The sequence below is a fragment of the Streptomyces sp. x-19 genome (assembly GCF_046549115.1).
In the GTDB taxonomy this organism is placed as follows: domain Bacteria; phylum Actinomycetota; class Actinomycetes; order Streptomycetales; family Streptomycetaceae; genus Streptomyces; species Streptomyces albulus_C.
This window is the reverse complement of the sequence record NZ_JAJPWK010000053.1, coordinates 1-18206: the sequence shown is the minus strand read 5'-3', so window position 1 is coordinate 18206 and position 18206 is coordinate 1. Positions and strand designations below refer to the sequence as shown.

The following is an 18206-nucleotide window of genomic DNA, read 5'->3' as shown; positions in this document are numbered from 1 at the left end:
GCGCGCGTCCTCCTCCGGAGGAACGACGCACGACCCTACGGGTCGTCAAATGCTATTCCCCTCCGGGGAATTGATGAGACCCTTCGGGTCTTGCTATTCCTTCGGAATAGCTGGGAATTCCTCCGGAATTCCGCACGGGGTTTCCTTGGAGTGTGTCTTGTCTGGCGTGTGGCGGACTGTTGGTAGTGCCGGACGTAAGGCTGGCTACGGGTCGGGTTCCTTTGATTGCTCTGGAGTGCCACCTTTGGGCCTCGGAGGCGGCGCCTGACTGCCAGTCACTGGTCTTTCGTCGGGTGTGACTGGAGTGGTGGTGTCTGACGATGACTGGGCGGGAAGTTGGATGCCTGATGATCCGTCACAAGGCTTACAGCGTAGCAGGTTTCGATGGACTTGTAAGCTGTTCTCTGCCGGAACCATGCGTTCGAGTCCATCCTGTCTGAACTTGCCGAGTCACCAAGTGATGCAGGGGTAGAGTTCGTGAAACCACGGCACCACCCTGAAGACCAGAAAAACCGGGGAACTCCGCACGGAGAAGGATCAACTGATGTCGGAAGACCGATTCACCGAATCCCTATCTCAGCTACCTAGCGTCTTCGGTGAATCCACCGAAGACGCTCTGCGGGAGCGTCAGGAGCCCGAAAGCCGTGCGGCCTCGGACCTGGCCCCGGGGTCTTCCCGCTACCGGATCGTGGCGCAGTGCACGGCCCCGGAGCACTCTGGGCAGCTGTGCTGACCAACTACGCCTACGGGCGGTCGGTCGAGGAGGCGGTCGCCAGGGTCCGTGCGGCGTTGGAGGGGCCGGGCGGTCTGTACGGGGATCGCGGGATGTACCGGGTGGTGGAGGTGGTCGACGAGGGCCCGTGCAGCCAGGTTCGGCAGCAGGAAGACGTTCGCCGTCGGTACCTCACCACGATCCTGGAGAGCGCCACGGCCACGGTGCGCGGCCGTGAGCTGGACAGTCCAGATGCGGCCCTGCTCAGCGTCTTGAATGACTTCTTCACCCGCGCCGTCGTCTTCCCCGCCCCGCGCACCGGCGGCGTACAACCGCGGCCCCACCAAGCCACCTTCGGCTGGACCAGCGAGCCGCCCGGGATTCAGCACGCCAGTGATCCCGGCCGGGCCCTGGCCCTGTTCCTCCGGGCCTACCTCGACCACCACGGCCTGGGCATCGAGGGCACCGAGGAGGTTGGCCGGTGATCTGGAGCAGCGAGGACGTCGCGCGGGATGTGGTGCGGCGGCAGGGCGCGGGCATGCCTGCGGCCCGGGTAGCCGAGGCGGTTGCCCAGGCGGCCGTCCGGGAGCGGGAGGCAGCCGAGGAACTGCAATCTCCAACGCCGGCGGAGCGGGAACTGCTCGCTTCGGATCCGGAGGAGCTCGCCGAGGCGTGGGCGGCGCGGCATGCGGAGTGGCGGCGTGTGCAGGCGCTGATGGAGGCGTCGGGCTGGGCAAGTTACGAGCCGGAGCGGGACGGTGTCGGGTCGGCGTGGGCGGCAGATCGGGTGGCCCGGCGGGAGCAGGCGCTGGCCGCGCATGCCGCGCACCAGGAGCGGCGGCGTGAGGCTGCGGACGAAGTGCCGACCAAGGTGTGGTTGCCGGCAGGCCCGGGCCGGCTGCTGCGGCAGGCCGCGGCCCGGGCGGGGCTGACGCCGCAGGAGGTACTCGCGCAGCTCGCGGCGCGGCTGGTCGTCGACGAGGACGGCACCGTGTCCGTCGCGCCGTTCCTTCCTTCGTGTTGACTTTCCGTCGGAATTGCGGGCTCGTTGAATTGCTGGATTGTGAAAGTGGAGGGGCACGGAATGGGCAACAGGATGGGTGAGATTCCGCTTTTCCCGCATCAGGTGGAATTCGTTGATGCGGTTATTCGGGGTCTTTCAGGGCCGTTGGACGGGGTGTTGCCTGCCCGGGGGTTGCGCGGGACGGTGGTGTCGGCGACCGGTACGGGCAAGACGATCTCGGCAGCCACGGCGGCGCTTCGGATGGTGCCGCGGGGGCTGGTGGGGGTGTTGGTGCCGACGCTGGATCTGCTGACGCAGACAGTGGAGGCATGGCGGGCGGTGGGACACACAGGGCCTGCCGTGGCGGTGTGCTCGTTGGGGACGGACCCGCTGCTGGAGGCGTTGGACGTGCGGTGCACGACCAACCCCACGCAGTTGGCGCTGTGGGCCGGGAGCGGGCCGATGGTGGTGTTCGCGACGTACGCGTCGCTGGTGGCGCAGGGTCTGGAGGACGATCAGGGCGGAGACGAGGAAGCTGCGGCCGGCGGTGAGCGGGCCGGGGCGCCGGGGGTGCTGGAGCAGGCGCTGCGCGGCTCGTTCGGTCAGCGGATGGGTGCTTTTGACCTGCTGGTGGTGGATGAGGCGCACCGGACCAGTGGGGCGATCGGGAAGGCGTGGGCGGTCGTTCACGACCAGGAGCGGATTCCGGCGGCGCGGCGGCTGTACATGACGGCCACACCGCGGCTGTGGGCACCCTCAACCGCATCCTCCGGGGCATCGGGTGGGGCCGGTGCTCGGAGTGGCTCTGAGGGCGGTTCGGGGGCGTTGGGTGGGCGGTTGGTGGCGTCGATGGACGACGTCGAGTTGTACGGGCCCGTGCTGTACGAGCTGGGGCTGATGGAGGCGGTGGAGCGGGGCATCCTTGCCTCCTTCGAGGTGGATGTGCTGGAGATCCGCGACCCCGAGCCCCCTGGCGAGGGCGCCGAAGTCGAGGAGGTGCGCGGTCGGCGACTTGCCGCCCTGCAGGCCGCCCTTCTCAAGCATGCGGACGCCGTCGGGGCGCGGAATCTGATGACGTTTCACTGGCGGACGATCGAGGCGATGGCGTTCGCGCGGGCGCTGCCGGAGACGGCCGAGGAGCTGCACGAGACCAACCCCGCGATCTACCCGAAGCGCGTGGGAGCGGAGTGGTTGTGCGGGGAGCATCCGGCGGCGCACCGGCGGGTGGTGCTGGACCGGTTCGCGGACGGCCTCGACGCCGAGGGGTGGGTGACCGGCCTGGGCATCCTGGCGTCCTGTCAGGTGCTGGGTGAGGGCGTCGACATCCGCGGCAAGCGCGGCGTCGACGGCGTCGTCTTCGCTGATACCCGCTCCTCGCCGGTGCAGATCGTGCAGATCACCGGCCGCGGACTACGCCAGGCCCCGGGCGAGGGGAAGGTGGCGCGGCTGATCGTGCCGGTCTTCCTCCAGCCCGGGGAGGACCCCGAGGACATGATGGCCTCCGCCTCCTACCGACCCCTCGTAGCCGTGCTCCAGGGACTGCGCGCCCATGACTCCCGCCTCATTGAGCGCATGGTCCTGCGCACCACCAGCGCCCGCGGAAAGGCCACCTCGGTCGTCGCCCTCGACCCCGGGCACGAGGAAGACGCACACGAGGAGGGCGAGGAGGAGCAGCCGATCGCTGGTGACGGCGAGGCCGGGGAGGGCGAGGACCGGGACGTCGAGGAACAGGACGAGGCGGCCGACGAGGCCGTGGCCGCTGGCGTCGGCGGCCGGCGGCCCACCGACAGTGAGGACGAAGGCCAGGAGGACAAGGACGGTCGCGGGGGTGTGCCGCTGCTGCGGTTCTCGCTACCGCGCAACCCCGACGTCATCGCCGCCTTCCTGCGCACCCGGGTACTTCGGCCGGACAGTGAGGTGTGGCTTTCCGGACTCAACGCCCTACGCAAGTGGGTCAAGGCGCAGGGGCATGCCCAGGTGCCGCTGGATGCCGTCGTGCCGACCGGGGCGACCGGGGCGACCGGGGCGACCCAGAGCAACGACGCCGGCGACGTCGACGGCGGCACGTATGCGTTGGGGGCGTGGGTCAGCGAGCAGCGCCGCGCGTTTCGGGCGGGCACGTTGAAGGCGTGGCGGGCCGAGCTGCTGGATGAGCTGGGGATGGTCTGGTCGGTCGCCGACGCCCGCTTCTACAAGAGCCTCGCCGCCGCCCGCACCTACTTCGCCCAGCACCACACCCTCGCCGCGCCGAAGGACGCTTCGATGGACGGGGTGGCGGTGGGCCAGTGGCTGGCCAACCTGCGCAAGACCGGCGGCCTGGGCAAGGACGAGGAACGCGCCGCCGACCGCCGGGCCGCGCTGGAACGCATCGACCGGTACTGGAAGCCGCCGTGGCCACTGGCCTGGCAGCAGCGCTACGCCGCACTCGCCGTCGTGCTGGCCCAGGGGGCCACGCTCGCGGAAATCCTGCTGGGGGTGGCCGTCGGCGGCCAGGACATCGGCACCTGGCTGCACGCACAGCGGCAGGGGTGGCAGCAACTGGGCGAGCAGCAGCGCGAGCTCCTGGCCGCCCTCGGCGTCGAGCCGCTGCCGGCCGCCGAGAAGGAGAAGCCGACGGCAGCGGCAAAGGCCCGGAAGGGGGTCTCGGCGGCCTTCGAACGAGGGATCGCGGCCCTGGCCCAGTACAAGCACCGCGAAGGGCACGTGAAAGTCCCCCGGGACCACGTCGAGACCCTCGTCGCCGACGACCAGGAGCACACGATCAAGCTGGGCGTATTTCTCTCCAACGCAAAAGCGAGGCGCGGCAAGCTCACCGCGGACAAGCTCGCCGCGCTCGCCGAACACGGACTGGACTGGGCGGCGTGAGATAGCGGAGGGGGACTCACTTGAAACGGTGAGCCCTCCGCACGATTACTGCTGCGGTGCTGCGGCCGCGTCGGTCTTCGGGTCCGTGGCGGCGTTCTCCACTGCGGTCAGTGCCTCCTTGATCTCAGCGCGGACGTGCACCCACAGCTCCCCTTCAGCAGGAGGTCGACGGAGCCGTAGATGTCTTCAGCGGCGACGGTCTCCCGGTCGAGCTTGGCCGCCAGCTCGTCGGCGAGACGGGCCATACCCACCGTTCCCTGGCTGTTCATGTGCCGGATCCCGTTGCTACATGCACCCCGCTCATCCTGAGCGCGCCCATCCACCCCCCGCCGGTACTCACAACATCAGGGGAGACCCGTGACCCGCCGCTCCATCCGACTGGCTGCCGCGCTCTGCGCTGCCGGAACCCTCGCCGGCGTGACCATCGCCCAGGCATCCGCCTCCGATGAGGCCGCTGCGCACCACAAGGCCGCCGCGCGGCATGTCCTGCTGGTCTCCGTCGACGGCCTGCACCAGTCGGACCTGGCCTGGTACATCGCCCAGCACCCGCAGTCGGCGCTGGCCCGCCTGGTCCACGGCGGCGTCCAGTACACGCACGCCAGGACCACCACTCCCTCGGACTCCTTCCCCGGCATGGCCGCCCAGGTCACCGGCGGCGGTCCGGGCACCACCGGCGTCTACTACGACGACACCTACGACCACGCCCTGCTCCCGGCCGGCACCACCCACTGCCGGGGTGCCAAGCCCGGAGTGGAGGTGGACCTCACCGAGGACCTGGACAAGAACAAGGCGTCGCTCGACGCCGGCCAGGGCCTCAAGGGGCTGCCGGGCAGCATCCTGCAGATGACTGGCCGGCCGCAGAACCTTCTGGACCCGGCCAAGCTCCCGGTCGACCCGAAGACCTGCAAGCCGGTCTACCCGCACTCGTACCTGCAGGTGAACTCCATCTTCGAGGTCGCCCGCCAGGCTGGTCTGCGGACCGCGTGGTCGGACAAGCACGCGGCCTACGACATCCTCAACGGCCCGTCCGGCACCGGGATCCAGGACCTGTTCGCCCCGGAGATCAACAGTGCCGCTCCCGGCTATCAGGCCGACGGTGACTGGACCACCAACAACAAGGCCACCGAGCAGTACGACCACTACAAGACGCAGGCCGTCCTCAACGAGATCGACGGCTACGACCACAGCCGCACCCACAAGGTCGGCACCCCGGCGATCTTCGGTCTGAATTTCCAGTCCGTCTCCACCGCCCAGAAGCTGCCGTCCTCCGACGGCCTCAAGGGCGGCTACACCGCGAAGAACGTGCCGGGCCCGCTGCTGGCCAGGAACCTGAACTTCGTCAACGGCGAACTCGCCTCGCTGGTCAAGGAGATCGAGGAGCGGCACCTGGAGTCCGGCACCACCATCGTCCTGTCCGCCAAGCACGGCCAGTCGCCGACCGACCCGGCAGCCCTGAACCGCGTGGACGACGGCCCGCTGCTCGACGGGCTCAACGCCGCCTGGAAGAAGCTGCACCCGAAGGCCGGCACACTCGTCGCGCACTCCGTCGACGACGACGGCATGCTGCTGTGGCTGAACGACCGCTCCACGACGGCCGCCGAGTTCGCGAAGAAGTACCTGCTGGCGCAGCACGGCGACGGCACCGACATCAACGCCAAACCCAAGGCGTTCACCCACGGTGGCCTGAGCACGGTCTATGCCGGCAAGGCCGCGGCCGAGTACTTCGGCGTCACGCCTGGGGACGCCCGTGTCCCGGACGTCTTCGGCACCGCCCAGTACGGCGTCGTGTACACCGGCGGCACCAAGAAGATCGCCGAGCACGGCGGCGCCCACGCTGACGACCTCGACGTCCCGCTCGTCGTGTCCGGCGCGGCCACCCCGTCCGGCGTGCGCACCGCGGCGCCCGTCCGGACCGCCCAGATCGCGCCCACGATCCTGGCGCTGCTCGGTCTCGACCCGCAGCACCTCCAGGCCGTGCAGCACGAGCACACCCCGGTGCTGCCGGTCCGCTGACCGGCCGACCCCTGGGCGAACGCGCAGGGGCGCGCACCATACGGTGCGCGCCCCTGCGGCGTAGGTGGCGTCCCCCGTCCGAGACCGCGGTGGGAGCTCTTGGAGACCGGCGCAACACCGGATATTGCTGGCCGAACGGCATGCGGGGCAGGTCGGTGTCACCCGGTGGAGGTGCAGGGGCCGCACGTCTTGGAGCACCGACAGTGCATACACCTGGTACGACACGGTGGTTCCGTCGTCGACGTGCCGGTCGCAGGTGCCGAATCGGCGGCAAGACCGAGCGGCGAGCCGGCGGTCGGCGCCCGCAACTGACCTGCGGCCGCGGCGAGGGAAGATGCCGCCCAACGATGGCCCGAACCCGGCCCCGGGACGGGACGAGCGCGGGTCAGCTCCGCGAGACCGGGACTGTCCCGCAGTGCGGGACAGTTCACGCACGCTCGGCCCGGCGTCCGACGGCGGCACGAAGACGAACCGGGCCCGGGCGGCGCGGAGAGCAGGCGGAGCCCGGCCCGAGGCGCATCAGGCGAGCGCCGGGTCCCGCGAAGCAAGATCCGCTACGACAACCTGAAGTCGGCCGTCGCCCAGGTGCTGGGCCTGAGCCGGGCAAGGGTGGAGACCGACCGGTGGATCGCTTTCCGCTCGCACTTCAACATCGAGAGCTTCTACTGCCGACCCGGAATCGAAGGAGCCCACGAGAAGGGTGGCGTCGAAGGGATGATCGGCTACTTCCGCCGCAACCACTTCACCCCGGTCCCGGAAGTTGACTCGCTTGCCGAGCTCAACGACATGGTTGACCAGTGGGACCTGCACGACGGGCACCGAAGGATCGGTTCACGGCCGCGGACCGTCGACGAGTACTTTGCGATCGAGCAGCCGCTGCTGATGCCGCTGCCCCAGGAGCCGTTCGAGACGGGCCGGCTGTTCACGCCGCGGGTCGACCGCTACAGCCAGATCACCGTCCGCACCAACCGCTACTCGGTCCCGACCCGCCTGATCGGCAAGCGGGTGCGCGTCGTCCTCCATGCCTCCCACCTGGTGGTCTACGACAGGAACGTCGAAGTGGCCCGGCACGAAAGGCTGATCGCGAGGGGCAGCTGCCGCCTGGACCTGGACCACTACCTCGAAGCTCTCATCCGCAAGCCGGGCGCTTTCCCCGGTGCCACAGCCCTGGAACAGGCCCGGTCGGCGGGCAAGTTCACCCCGGTCCACGACGCCTGGTGGACCCAGGCCCGCAAGGTCCACGGAGAACAGGACGGCACCCGGGCCTTGATCGAAGTCCTGCTGCTGAACCGCCACCTCGCCCACGAGCACGTCGTCGCGGGACTGGCCACCGCACTGCGGGCCGGCGCTCTGACCGCCGACGCCGTCGCGCTGGGGGCCCGCAAGGCCGCCCAGGCGGAGGACGAGCCCACCATCAGCGCATCCGCCCCGGCGGTTCCCGGGCAGCCGTCGGCCACCGTCACCTCGCTGCACGAGTGGCGGCTCGCGCACCTGCCGCCGGACACTCGGCCGCTGCCGTCGGTGACCCCCTACGACCAACTGCTCCGAAGCCGTCGCACCAGCGGCAGCGACCACCGTGAGGGAGAAGCACAGTGACCGCCCTGCCCCGCCAGCGAGGCTTGACCGAGCAGGCAGCCGACGCCGCGATCGACACCGCCTGCCGCCTGCTGCGGCTCCCCTCGATCCGCAACGAGTTCAACGAGATCGCCGACCGGGCGGTCAAGGACCAGATGACCTACCGCGGCTTCCTCGCCGAACTGCTGATGACCGAGTGCGACGACCGGGCCCGCCGCCGCTCGGAACGACGGATCAAAGCAGCTGGCTTCCCGCGGGAGAAGTCCCTGCGGGCCTTCGACTTCGATGCCAATCCCAACATCGACGCAGCCACCATCCACACTCTGGCCAGCTGCGAATGAATCAAGAAGAGCCAGCCGCTCTGCCTGATCGGCGACTCCGGCACCGGCAAGTCCCACATACTCATCGCCCTGGGCACCGAGGCCGCCATGAAGGGCTACCGCGTCCGCTACACCCTCGCAACGAAGCTGGTGAATGAGCTGGTCGAGGCCGCCGACGAGAAGCAGCTGAACAAGACCATCGCCCGCTACGGCCGCGTCAATCTCCTCTGCATCGACGAGCTCGGCTACATGGAGCTCGACCGCCACGGCGCCGAACTCCTCTTCCAGGTGCTGACCGAGCGGGAGGAGAGGAACAGCGTCGCCATCGCGTCCAACGAGTCCTTCGGCGGCTGGACCAAGACCTTCACCGATCCCCGCCTCTGCGCGGCCATCGTCGACCGCCTTACCTTCAACGGCACCATCATCGAGACCGGCACCGACTCTTACCGCCTCGCCAGCACCCGGGCCCGAGCCGAAGAGCCCGCCACGGCGAGCTGACTCTCGCGGATTCCGTCTCGACGGCTCGCAACCTTCACGGGTGGCGAGCCGCCACACAACGCTGCCTGGCCGTCTTCGCGGCCTTGTTACCTTCTCCAGCTGTGTCAGACCAACTGTCGCAGCCATGAGCCGAGAGCCGCATAGTCGCTGTCCGTCAGGCCATGGCGGGGATCAACACGATGAAGCAGGGCCTGTCCCTGATGATGGGCGGCAACCCAGGACCGATCAGTGTCGGTGATCTCGTCGTCGACCCAGGCGAACGGGCGTCCCGCAGCCCATGCGACCAGGGCACGGGTCTTCCAGTGCAGTCCGTTCCGTTCGTCCTGCTCATCGACATGGGACGGCTCCGGCCAGACCACCACTGCCAATTGCGGCAAACCGATGCGGGGCGCGATGCACTCGTTCGCGTCCGCCATCCATGTCGTCGCCCAGACCACCTCACAGGGAAGCGCCGCCAGCCGGGGGCCGTGATCGGGATTGATCCTGGTCAGGAGCGGATTCGCGTCGGCAGGCAGTTCAGGGCCCGTCGCATAGGTCGGATACGGCTGGGACACCGCGCCGAACGGGATGAGCGGCCCATCGACATCGAGAAACAGCAGTGCCTGCTGCACGGAACCAGTCACGGGAGCACGATAACGGCGGATCCCTGTGGCGAACGCCTTCGTCCACAGGCCCAACGCCGCCTCACCCGCTGCTACTTCTCGTGAACATCCACGGCCTCCAAGATCCACAACTGGTGCTCAAAACGGTAGACAAACGCTGCCGCTAGAAGTGAACGAAGCCAGTTATGCCGGTCATGAACTCAGTTGACGCCCCTGGCCTCCCCACCCCATCCGTAGTGCCCCACTGCCGCCACTGCCTGCAGCCCCGCGTCCCACTCGGTGGCCTGGGGCCGGCAGGAGGCCGCAGCATGGTCGGGACGCTGCTGCTGGTGTGCTCGCTGTGCGGCGCCGCTGGGCCGCTGCACGTCCAGGGCGACGACCTGGACAACCTCACCCTCGACGCCCGCGAACACCTGGCCCGGCACCACCCCGAATCCCCCGCCGACATCCTGGTCATGCACCAGCACACCGCCTCCGGCACCGGCACCCCAAACCAGGTGGCGCAGTGGGCTCGGGGCCTGCGATCAGCAGTCAACCGCCCGCTCACTGAATAAGCCCCAGCACCCCGCGACTGAACTGCAGTCCCCCATAAGGGACACCGATCCTCCATGAGGGACAGCAGTCCCCTCCAGGGGACAGCAATTCACCACCACGACCACCACCACGAGACCCCGCCCTCGCCCGGCCGCCAGGCGACGGACCACGACCAGCGCCAGCTCGGACGGCCCGCCGGCCGGACGACGGCAGAGCGGGCGGGCCGCGAAGCGGCGGGCAGGCGGCCGAGCGGCGAGGCGACCGCGAGCGGACCGTCGTAGGCGGGCGGCCGCGAGCGGGCCGTCGTGGGGCCAGGCAACGGCCGACGGCCGAGCGGCAGCCGGCCGGACGGGCGGCCAGGCGGCGGCGGGGCGGACCGCGGACGACGGCGCGGCCGAGCGGACGGACGGCGGCGCGGACTGAACGGCCGGACACCGGCCAGGAGGCGGCAGGCGGGCACCGAGCGAACGGAGCGGACCGACGGGCGAACCTGGACGGCCGAGCGGCGAACGGCGGAGCAGCCAGCGGCCAGGCGGACGGCGACCAGCCACGAGACGCCCCCGCCGCGGCACCAGGGCAGGGCCGCAACCGGGCACGAAACTCGGCCCCGGGCGGCAGCAGGAGCGCAGCGACCCGGGCCCGGCACACAGGACGAACGAGCGGCCGGACAGCGGCGGGCAAGCGAACGGCGGCGGCCGGACGGAGCTGGGCCCGGAGCAGTGCCTGGCCCGAGTCCGAGTCCGCGGTCAGTCGAGGGTTCGTTGTGATCCCGCGGCGGTGGGCCATCGAGCGCAGTATCGGCTGGCTCAGTCTGACCAGTTGACCGTTCGACGCTGCGAAGGCGATCGCTTGGTCCTTCACGAGGCTGGGGGAGGTTCACCCGGCGCGTCAATCGAGACCGGCCCGCTCCTGGTGTCAGCCTTGGCTGGCGTGGGGTGCGGGCCGGTCTCGATTGTGTCAGCGTGTGGATCGCCGCTTGGCCACGTATCGGGCGGCCCGGGTGGCGCCCATGAGTATCGGTGCCGCGACGATCCCTCCGGCCAGCCCCCACAGGATGCTGGCCCCGAAGGACTGTTCGCCCACACGCATGCTAAGGATTACCCCCAGCCCGCTGAACACCGCGAGCTCGACGGTCCGCTCAAGGCCGGTGGAACGGCTTTCCAAGTCGTCTGCCATTGCGGTACTCCTCAGGTCGTGTCGTCCGGGATCGAGGGAAGGCGGCGTCGGCTGTCAGCTGAGGAGGCCGCCGATCGCCCCGCCGATGCCACCGATCACACCTGATGCGACAGCTCCGGGGAGGCATCCGGCTCCCCCGGCGAGGGCGCCGGCCGCACATCCGCCGATCATTCCGGTGGTGACTCCCTTGGCCGCGTCGTCCAGCCACTTGGGGTCGGCGACGACGGGGAATGCCGTGGTGTTCGCTATCCGTACCGTTTGGACGAGGGTGTTGCCGTCGACGCGGTAGCTGGTGGGTACGGGGTTGCCGTTGGCGTCCTTGGCCCAGGGGGCGGCGAAACCGCCGAGGAAGGTGCCGTTCTTGGCGACGGCGGCGACCGCGCCGTTGTCCAGCTTGACCAGGCGGGCGCCGTCGGGCAGGCCGATGTCGTAGCGCTGTTCGCGCGGGGCGGTGGCGTCCTTGAGGACGGCCAGGGCGCGGATACCGCCATCGGTGGTGGGCTGGACGGCGAGGTCGGTGGCCTTGGCCGCGCCGAGGTAGACGGTGGTGTTCTTGCCGGCCCTGGCGCCGGTGACGTTCTTGATGCCGGGAAGGGCGATGGATACGGCGTCACCCGTCGCGGTGGTGGCCTTCGCATCCCCGGTGGAACGCTGAGGGATCGTGATGCCCGGGGCCGGGACCGGGGCGACGTCGGTGGTGCCGGTGGCCTTCTCGATGACGGCCGCGGTCCGCTCTGCTGGGGAGGGGGTTTCGCTGGCGAAAGCGGCGGGGGCGGCCCCGAGGCTGAGTGCGGCCACGCTGATGGTGGTGACGATGGTGCTGGCTATGCGCTGGCAGTGGTTCATGAAGACCCTTCGTAGGCAGATCCGCAAGCCCCTGACGCCAAGTGGTGGCATATGCCAGGGGCAGGCGGCTTTGAGCCTGGCATATGCAGGGCGGCACTGAAAGGTTGAACAGGTGATTACCCCGAGAATCGGGGCTCTGGTCCCAGAGCTTGTGGGCCGGATGGCTGGGCCCGCTATCGATGAGGCCCAAGTGATTGGCGTGACAGCCGGGACTTTGGTCCCGGGTTTGCGAACTGGCCTGGCTGGGCCCGCTACTGACGAGCTCGCAGTAATAGCGGGGCGGGTGCCGTGCAGGCGGCGGTCCGCATTACCGGAGGTGCCGTTTGGGGCTGGAGGAGCGGCGCGGCGAGCGGACGGCAGACACAAACCGGCCGACAGAGGCAACACGAGCCCGGGACGAAGCCGGCCCAGGGCGACGCCGGCCCAGGGCGACGCCGGCCCAGGCAGCGCGGTGAGCGGCCAGCGCGGTGAAGCGGCCGGTCCACGGCAGTTGGGCCGCCGGACAGGCGAACAGCGGCAGCCGCGAGAAAGCGGCCCGCGACGGCGGACGGCGGGGCGTCCGCGGGCGGGCCGACAGCCAGGCGGCAGGGCAGCCAGGCCGCGGAGCGGCGGGCAGGCGGCCGAGCGGCAGACGGCGGGGCGGCGGCACCAGGGCGCAGCCGCGACCGAATGCCGGGCACGGCCCCGGGCGGCGACACGCGAGCACAGCGAACACGGGCCCGGCACCAGGGCGAACGAGCGGACGGGCGGCAAGGCGCCAACGAGGCGGACGGCGTCCGGCCGGGCGGAGCTGGGCGCGGACCACCTCCGCCCGCCGCGAGCAGGCCGCCCGCGACGACGGGCAGCGCCGGATCGTCGACGGCCGCCCGCCCGACCCAACCCGGTCGGCAGCAGCAGCAGGCGGGCGGCCACGGGCGGGCGGTCGGCAGGTGGCCAGGCGGCAGCGGGCCGCGGCGGCCGGACGGGACGAGGGCGAGGCGGGCGGCGGACGGACCCAGGCCGCCCGGCCGGCGGCCCAACTACCGCCCGCCGGACACCGAGCAGGGCAGCGGCCAGCCAGGCGACGGGGGGGCGGCGGCCGAGCAGCAAACGGCCGGCCGGACGGTGGCGGCCAGGCGGACAGCGGCGGCCGCGAGAAAGCGGCCGGCACCCAGGCCGGTCGGCAGCGGCTTCCCAACTACCCCCGGCCGGACGGACGACGGACGCGGCGAGGCGGCCGGGCGACGGCCGGGACAGGGGGTGTGACGGCTCCACGTGCAGAACCTCGGCCAGGGGCGCGCCCCCGGCACGCCAACCACACCAACACCGCGGCGACTTCAACCACGGGCGGACGTCCGGGCGGACGGACGGCGAGGCAGCCGACGGCGGGCAGCGGCGTCCAGGCGGCAGGGCGACCACGGGCTGGCCGCCGTTCGCCCGCCGGGCGGCCAGGCCGCAGACGGGCGGCGGACACCGGGCGGCAAGGCAAGGCGGGCGGGGCCGGGCGGAGCTGGGCGCGGACCGCGACCCGCCGCGAGCAGCCAGCCCGCGACAGCGGACACCACAGACCGGGCGGCGCCGGACCCAGGCCGGCCGGGCAGCGGGGAGGCGGACGGCGGGCAGGCGCACTGCGGGGACGACGGCACGCGCCCACCGCCGCACGGCGAAGCACCGGCAGGCCCCCGGCGAACGACCCAACCCGCAGCCCCGGACAGGCCACGGCGAATCCCCTTGGCCGGCCCCAGCGAGCGATCACGGGCAGGCGCAAGGGCGATGACGACCACCCGACGCATGTGATCCGTCGACTCGCCGACGCCGCATTGCTTGCCGAGCCGAGCCGAACGGCACAAGCGCAGAGGCCGGAGCGTGCTGATCCTAACTTTCGACGAACGTGACGGTCTCGTCGAGCGGCGCCCGGCCCGTACGCTTGTAGCCCACCGTGACGTCCTCGAACCCGATGGACATGCCGCAGAAGAGGATGAGCTCGTCCGGGGGTGACAGGATCTCCGCGACGGTCTTGCGATACACCGACCACGCCATCTGCGTACAGCTGTGCAGTCCTTCGGAGCGCAGGAGCAGCATGACGGTCTGCAGATACATGCCGACGTCGGACCATTGGGGCCGGCCCATGTCGCGGTCGATGTAGCAGAACAGGGCGGCGGGCGCGCCGAAGAAGTCCCAGTTCGCGGAAGCGGCCCGCTGGCGCGCCTCCCAGTCCTCACGTGCAATGCCGAGTGCGCTGTAGCGCTCATGGCCGAAGGCGGACCGGCGCTCGTGGTACGGGGACTTCAGTGCGGCCGGGTACATCTCGTACTCCCGCTCGTCCCAAGGGTCGCCTGCGGCCACGCGCTCGCCGGCGCGCCTCTTGAGCTCGGCCAGCGGCCGGCCGGTCAGCACGTAGGTACGCCACGGCTGGAGATTCGACCCGGACGGCGCCCAGGCCGCGGCGGACAGTACGCGCTCCAGCACCGCCCTCGGTACCTGCCGGCTGGTGAATCCGCGAACCGCTCGTCGGCTCGTGACCGCCTCATAGACATCCAGGACCATCCACCTCCCTCATCTGCTCCGTCTGACCCTTCGTGGACAGCAGACGGAAAGCCCGGCCCGCCTGCCGGTACCGGCGCGCCCACCGCTGTGCGACTGCGGTCGAATGACGCGACGTCGGCCGCCAGGTCCCGCCCGAGAGCCGCGCTGCCGATGCGGCAGGCCTCGAGCCTGGCGGCGCGCGGCAGGCAGTTGGCGAGGCGGGCGACGAGAGAGCTCTTTGCGGTCTGCGCACCTCCGAGGGTGAGCGGGTTAGGAAAGCCAGTCGGTGTAGTGGGTGGCGGCGAGGTGGGCGTCCTTGTCGGTGAGGACGTCACCCTTGACGACGGCGAACATGCCGGCGGTGGGGTCGGTTACGACGGTGCGTTTGTCGCCCTTGTGGGACAGGGTGATCCGGCCCAGCTCGTCCAGGGTGAAGATCTCGGGGCCGGCGATGTTGCGCCTGCCGTTCAGCGGGGCGCCGGCGGCGACCTCCGCGACCGCGGCGGCCACATCCTTGGAGGCGATCGGCTGGATCGGCGTGGCGGGCAGCCGGACGGTGTCGGCGTCGGAGGTCCAGGACATGACGGCGTCCATGAACTCCATGAACTGTGTCGCCCGGACGATCGAGTAGGGGATCGGTTCGGCCGCGAGGAGATTCTCCTGGAGTGTCTTGGCGCGGTAGTAGTCCAGCTCCGGCACCTGGTCCGTGCCAACGATCGAGAGGATGACGAAGTGGCCGACGCCGCCCTTGTGGGCCGCGGCCAGGAGGTTGTCCATCGAGGTCTGGAAGAAGGCCGGGGAGGCTTCGTCGAAGGTCGGGGAGTTCGTCAGGTTGACGACGACGTCGGCTCCCGCCACCGCCTCGTCCAGCCCCTGGCCGCTGATGACGTCGACCCCGGTGGACTGCGAGTGGGGTACCGCCTCGTGCCCGGCGGCGTTCAGGTCGGTGACGACCTGCGATCCGATCAGTCCTGTACCGCCGATGACTGCGATCTTCATGGGATGCCCTTCGTTGGGATCACATGGGCAAATATGGCATATGGGGCACTATGTGGGTGGCAACATGCGCCGCAGCCGGCTGAGGCCGGGCGGCTTCAGAGACCGTCGGCGAAGGTGGCCTCCTCGTCGAGCGGGGCCGGCCCGCCCTGTGCGGGCGTCACGTTCTGTGGCGTCTTCGAGCCCGATCGGCAGGCCGCAGAGCGCAGCGCCGTGTCGACGAGGGTATTGACTGCGGCTGATGCACAAGTGGATCGCTTTCGCAGGTGGTCGTTCTTGAACCACTCGCCTGCCCGGCGGTCCATCCGCGGCGTCGTCGTTCACACGGTCTGGGCCAGGGTGGTGTTCCAGCCAGTCGTACATCGTCTGGTGGGCCCGGCCCATGGCGCCCATGTGGCAGTGCTCACCGGCGCCTTCGGCCTCGGTGAGGGTGACCAGGGTGGTGGCGGGGGGGCTCGGGGGTTGCTGCTGCCGGGCCCGGATGACGGGATGTGGCGGAAGGTGCCGCTGCATCTGCGCGAGCAGATCGCGCTGCAACTGACCGGAGCCGCCCGGGCGGTGGCCGGCGACCTCCGCCGCGCTGCCGCACTGCTGCCCGGCGAGCACCCGGCCCGCGTCCTCGCCGAGTACGTCCTCGAGACGACCGGCCGCCGGCTGTCTGGCGGGCTGCTGGACCCGAAGCAACTGGTGACGTCCTCCCCCAACGCTGTCGGGGCCCAGGCCGGGGAACAACTCTCCACCGGGGCCTGGCACGGTACGGAGGTGCCCACCGCCTGAAGGGGGTGTCCAGGTCTCGCCAGGCGGGGTCGTAGTTGTCGTACTCGGGGTCGTCAGGGCCGGGACCGATGTGCCCGCAGCAGTTCATCGGCGCCGTTGGTGGCTGTGGCTGCCGCGATGCGCTCGGTCGGAGCCGGAATCCGCGGCCGGCTGGCGCTAGTGCCGTGACCGGCAACGTTCACCGGGTTAACCGTTGGAGGGAGTCCTTGCCCGCCTTGTAGGTTCCCGGCGTGAGTGACGAAGGCAAGGCTCAGATCCGATTCGCGGCGGAGGCGGACGCAGCCGTGATCGCGCGTATCCACATGACCTCTCGGTCGGCGACTATGCCCTATCTACCGCCGCAGAAGCGCGATCATGAGCAGGTGACCCGATGGGTCCGGGACGTCCTGCTCAAGCAATGTCGCACCTGGGTCGCAGTGCGTGATGCGAAGATCACCGGCTATGCCGCCCTTGACGGCGACATGCTCGAACACCTCTATCTGCGCCCCGACGTCCGCCGGCAGGGCATCGGCACGCTACTCCTCGACGAGGTCAGGCGGCACAGCCCGGACGGGGTGTCTCTGCACGTCTTTCAGCAGAACACCGACGCCCGCGCGTTCTACGAGCGCCACGGTTTCACCGTCCTCGACACCAGCGATGGCGATCGCAACATGGAGAACCTGCCGGACATGACTCTTCGCTGGACACCCGCCGACGCCCGGTGAACCGTGCGCCCGGACGAGCCGCATGGCATGACCGATCCGGTTACGCCGCGTTGGCGAGGGGGCGTCCGCCCCAGCGGATGCCCTTCTCGCTGCGGATCCGGGCGCGTTGCTTGCGTTCGGCGGCCAGGACATCGCGCGCTGGCTGGCGTTGGCGTTGCGCCAGCGCAGGTAGGCGTGCAGAGCCCGGGTCTGCACGGTGTGGTTGGGGTGGTTGGAGTTGGCGATGGTGAACTGCCGCAGCGGTCAGAAGTGGGCTTCGATCGGGTTCGCCCAGGACGCATAGGTCGGGGTGAAGCACAGCTCGACCTTGTGTTTCTTGGCCCAGCGGCGGATGTCGGTGCCCTTGTGGGCGGACAGGTTGTCCAGAATCACGTAGATGGGTGCGCCGTCAGGCCGGGCGGCGCGGATCGACTTCAGTGCGGCCAGCGTGTTCGCGGCGCCCTTCCTGCGGTGGTTGACGCCCCACAGGGTGTCGTCGCCGACCGAGTAGCAGCCGTGGAAGTACCGCACGCCGTGAGTGCGGTGATAGGTGGCGGGCAACCGGTCAGGGCGTTTCTGCTCCACCCAGCCCGAGCCCGCGATGGGCCGGATTCCGAGCGGGCCGAACTCGTCGCATGCGAAGACCCGGTCGGGGAAGCGGTCGAGGACCTCCTCGATCCGGTCCAGCTTCGCCTCCCGCTCGGGGTCGGGGGATTCCTTCCACGTCTTGGTGCGCTGGAAGGTCACGCCGCGGCGGGAGAGCAGGCCGCGTAATGCCTCGCAGCCGATGCTGATCACCCGGCCGTGGGCTTTGCGCAGGTAGACGACCAGCTTGCGCAGTCACCAGCGGGTGAAGGGCTGGCCGAGCTTGGTGGGGCGGGTGTGGCCGTCTGGATGACGAAGTCCTCGTCGTCAATGCTGAGTCGGCGGGGACGGCCTCCCGCCCACTTAGGGTCCAGGCAGGCCAGGCCGACCTCGTTGAACCGGTGGATCACGTCCCGAACGGTGTCCTCGTCGGCCTGCACCAGCTGGGCGATCACCGGCACCCGGTTCCCGCCGGCCGAGGCCAGCAGCATCATCGCGCGCCGGTAGCGCACCGAG

Annotated in this window: 15 protein-coding genes and 2 pseudogenes; 10 read left to right on the top strand and 7 right to left on the bottom strand. The window is 70.3% G+C overall.

Features of this window, described 5'->3' with window-relative positions; all coding sequences use genetic code 11:
* The first annotated feature begins 696 nt into the window (after positions 1-696).
* From ACLJT4_RS41355 to ACLJT4_RS41345, 3 genes are read left to right on the top strand one after another with little or no spacing between them, the layout of a single operon-like run.
* Positions 697-1197 carry a hypothetical protein gene (locus ACLJT4_RS41355; protein ID WP_411130271.1) on the top strand — a complete coding sequence of 167 codons (501 nt, stop codon included), beginning with the start codon at positions 697-699 and terminating at the stop codon, positions 1195-1197.
* Positions 1194-1736, top strand: coding sequence for a hypothetical protein (locus ACLJT4_RS41350; RefSeq protein WP_411130269.1), 543 nt, complete (start codon positions 1194-1196; stop codon positions 1734-1736). Before ACLJT4_RS41355 ends, ACLJT4_RS41350 begins: the two co-directional genes overlap by 4 nt.
* A 60-nt stretch (positions 1737-1796) precedes the next feature.
* Complete coding sequence (locus ACLJT4_RS41345) at positions 1797-4580, top strand: Helicase associated domain protein (RefSeq protein WP_411130267.1); 2784 nt, start codon at positions 1797-1799, stop codon at positions 4578-4580.
* Positions 4581-4687: 107 nt separating this feature from the next.
* On the opposite strand, the gene ACLJT4_RS41340 is transcribed toward ACLJT4_RS41345, so the two are convergent.
* Positions 4688-4849, bottom strand: coding sequence for a hypothetical protein (locus tag ACLJT4_RS41340; protein WP_411130266.1), 162 nt, complete (start codon positions 4847-4849; stop codon positions 4688-4690).
* 88 nt (positions 4850-4937) lie between these two features.
* Here ACLJT4_RS41340 and ACLJT4_RS41335 point away from each other — a divergent pair, with 88 nt between their 5' ends.
* The 3 genes and pseudogenes from ACLJT4_RS41335 to istB all read left to right on the top strand — a co-directional run bounded on the left by ACLJT4_RS41335 (position 4938) and on the right by istB (position 8986).
* The gene (locus ACLJT4_RS41335) at positions 4938-6593 is read left to right on the top strand and encodes an alkaline phosphatase family protein (protein WP_411130265.1); all 1656 of its coding nucleotides are present in this window, start codon (positions 4938-4940) and stop codon (positions 6591-6593) included.
* 609 nt (positions 6594-7202) lie between these two features.
* Complete coding sequence (locus tag ACLJT4_RS41330) at positions 7203-8189, top strand: Mu transposase domain-containing protein (protein WP_411130264.1); 987 nt, start codon at positions 7203-7205, stop codon at positions 8187-8189.
* Positions 8190-8194: 5 nt separating this feature from the next.
* Positions 8195-8986: pseudogene (gene istB / locus ACLJT4_RS41325) on the top strand (IS21-like element helper ATPase IstB).
* Between the two features lie 104 nt (positions 8987-9090).
* Here the strand turns inward: istB and ACLJT4_RS41320 are convergent.
* Complete coding sequence (locus ACLJT4_RS41320; RefSeq protein ID WP_411130262.1) at positions 9091-9609, bottom strand: HAD domain-containing protein; 519 nt, start codon at positions 9607-9609, stop codon at positions 9091-9093.
* A gap of 287 nt (positions 9610-9896) precedes the next feature.
* Between ACLJT4_RS41320 and ACLJT4_RS41315 the strand changes: the two genes are divergently transcribed.
* Together ACLJT4_RS41315 and ACLJT4_RS41310 are read left to right on the top strand one after the other, a co-directional pair.
* Positions 9897-10142, top strand: a complete 246-nt coding sequence (locus tag ACLJT4_RS41315) for a hypothetical protein (RefSeq protein ID WP_411130261.1) — start codon at positions 9897-9899, stop codon at positions 10140-10142.
* Positions 10143-10196: 54 nt separating this feature from the next.
* On the top strand, positions 10197-10403 hold the full coding sequence (locus ACLJT4_RS41310) for a hypothetical protein (protein ID WP_411130259.1): 207 nt from the start codon (positions 10197-10199) through the stop codon (positions 10401-10403).
* 676 nt (positions 10404-11079) lie between these two features.
* Here the strand turns inward: ACLJT4_RS41310 and ACLJT4_RS41305 are convergent.
* The 4 genes from ACLJT4_RS41305 to ACLJT4_RS41290 form a co-directional block, all read right to left on the bottom strand.
* Positions 11080-11298, bottom strand: a complete 219-nt coding sequence (locus ACLJT4_RS41305) for a hypothetical protein (RefSeq protein ID WP_411130258.1) — start codon at positions 11296-11298, stop codon at positions 11080-11082.
* Between the two features lie 54 nt (positions 11299-11352).
* A complete protein-coding gene (locus ACLJT4_RS41300) occupies positions 11353-12144 on the bottom strand; it encodes a hypothetical protein (protein WP_411130256.1) in 792 nt (263 codons plus the stop codon).
* Positions 12145-13998: 1854 nt separating this feature from the next.
* Entirely contained in the window at positions 13999-14664 is a 666-nt protein-coding gene (locus ACLJT4_RS41295) for a nitroreductase (RefSeq protein ID WP_411130272.1), read from the bottom strand.
* Positions 14665-14919: 255 nt separating this feature from the next.
* Entirely contained in the window at positions 14920-15648 is a 729-nt protein-coding gene (locus ACLJT4_RS41290; protein WP_411130254.1) for an SDR family oxidoreductase, read from the bottom strand.
* A 390-nt stretch (positions 15649-16038) separates the two neighbouring features.
* Here ACLJT4_RS41290 and ACLJT4_RS41285 point away from each other — a divergent pair, with 390 nt between their 5' ends.
* Positions 16039-16422 (top strand): hypothetical protein, encoded by a 384-nt coding sequence (locus ACLJT4_RS41285; protein ID WP_411130252.1) that lies wholly within the window; start codon positions 16039-16041, stop codon positions 16420-16422.
* Positions 16423-16652: 230 nt separating this feature from the next.
* The gene (locus ACLJT4_RS41280; RefSeq protein ID WP_411130250.1) at positions 16653-17126 is read left to right on the top strand and encodes a GNAT family N-acetyltransferase; all 474 of its coding nucleotides are present in this window, start codon (positions 16653-16655) and stop codon (positions 17124-17126) included.
* Positions 17127-17166: 40 nt separating this feature from the next.
* On the opposite strand, the pseudogene ACLJT4_RS41275 reads toward ACLJT4_RS41280, so the two are convergent.
* Positions 17167-18206: pseudogene (locus ACLJT4_RS41275) on the bottom strand (IS630 family transposase); the annotation flags it as partial.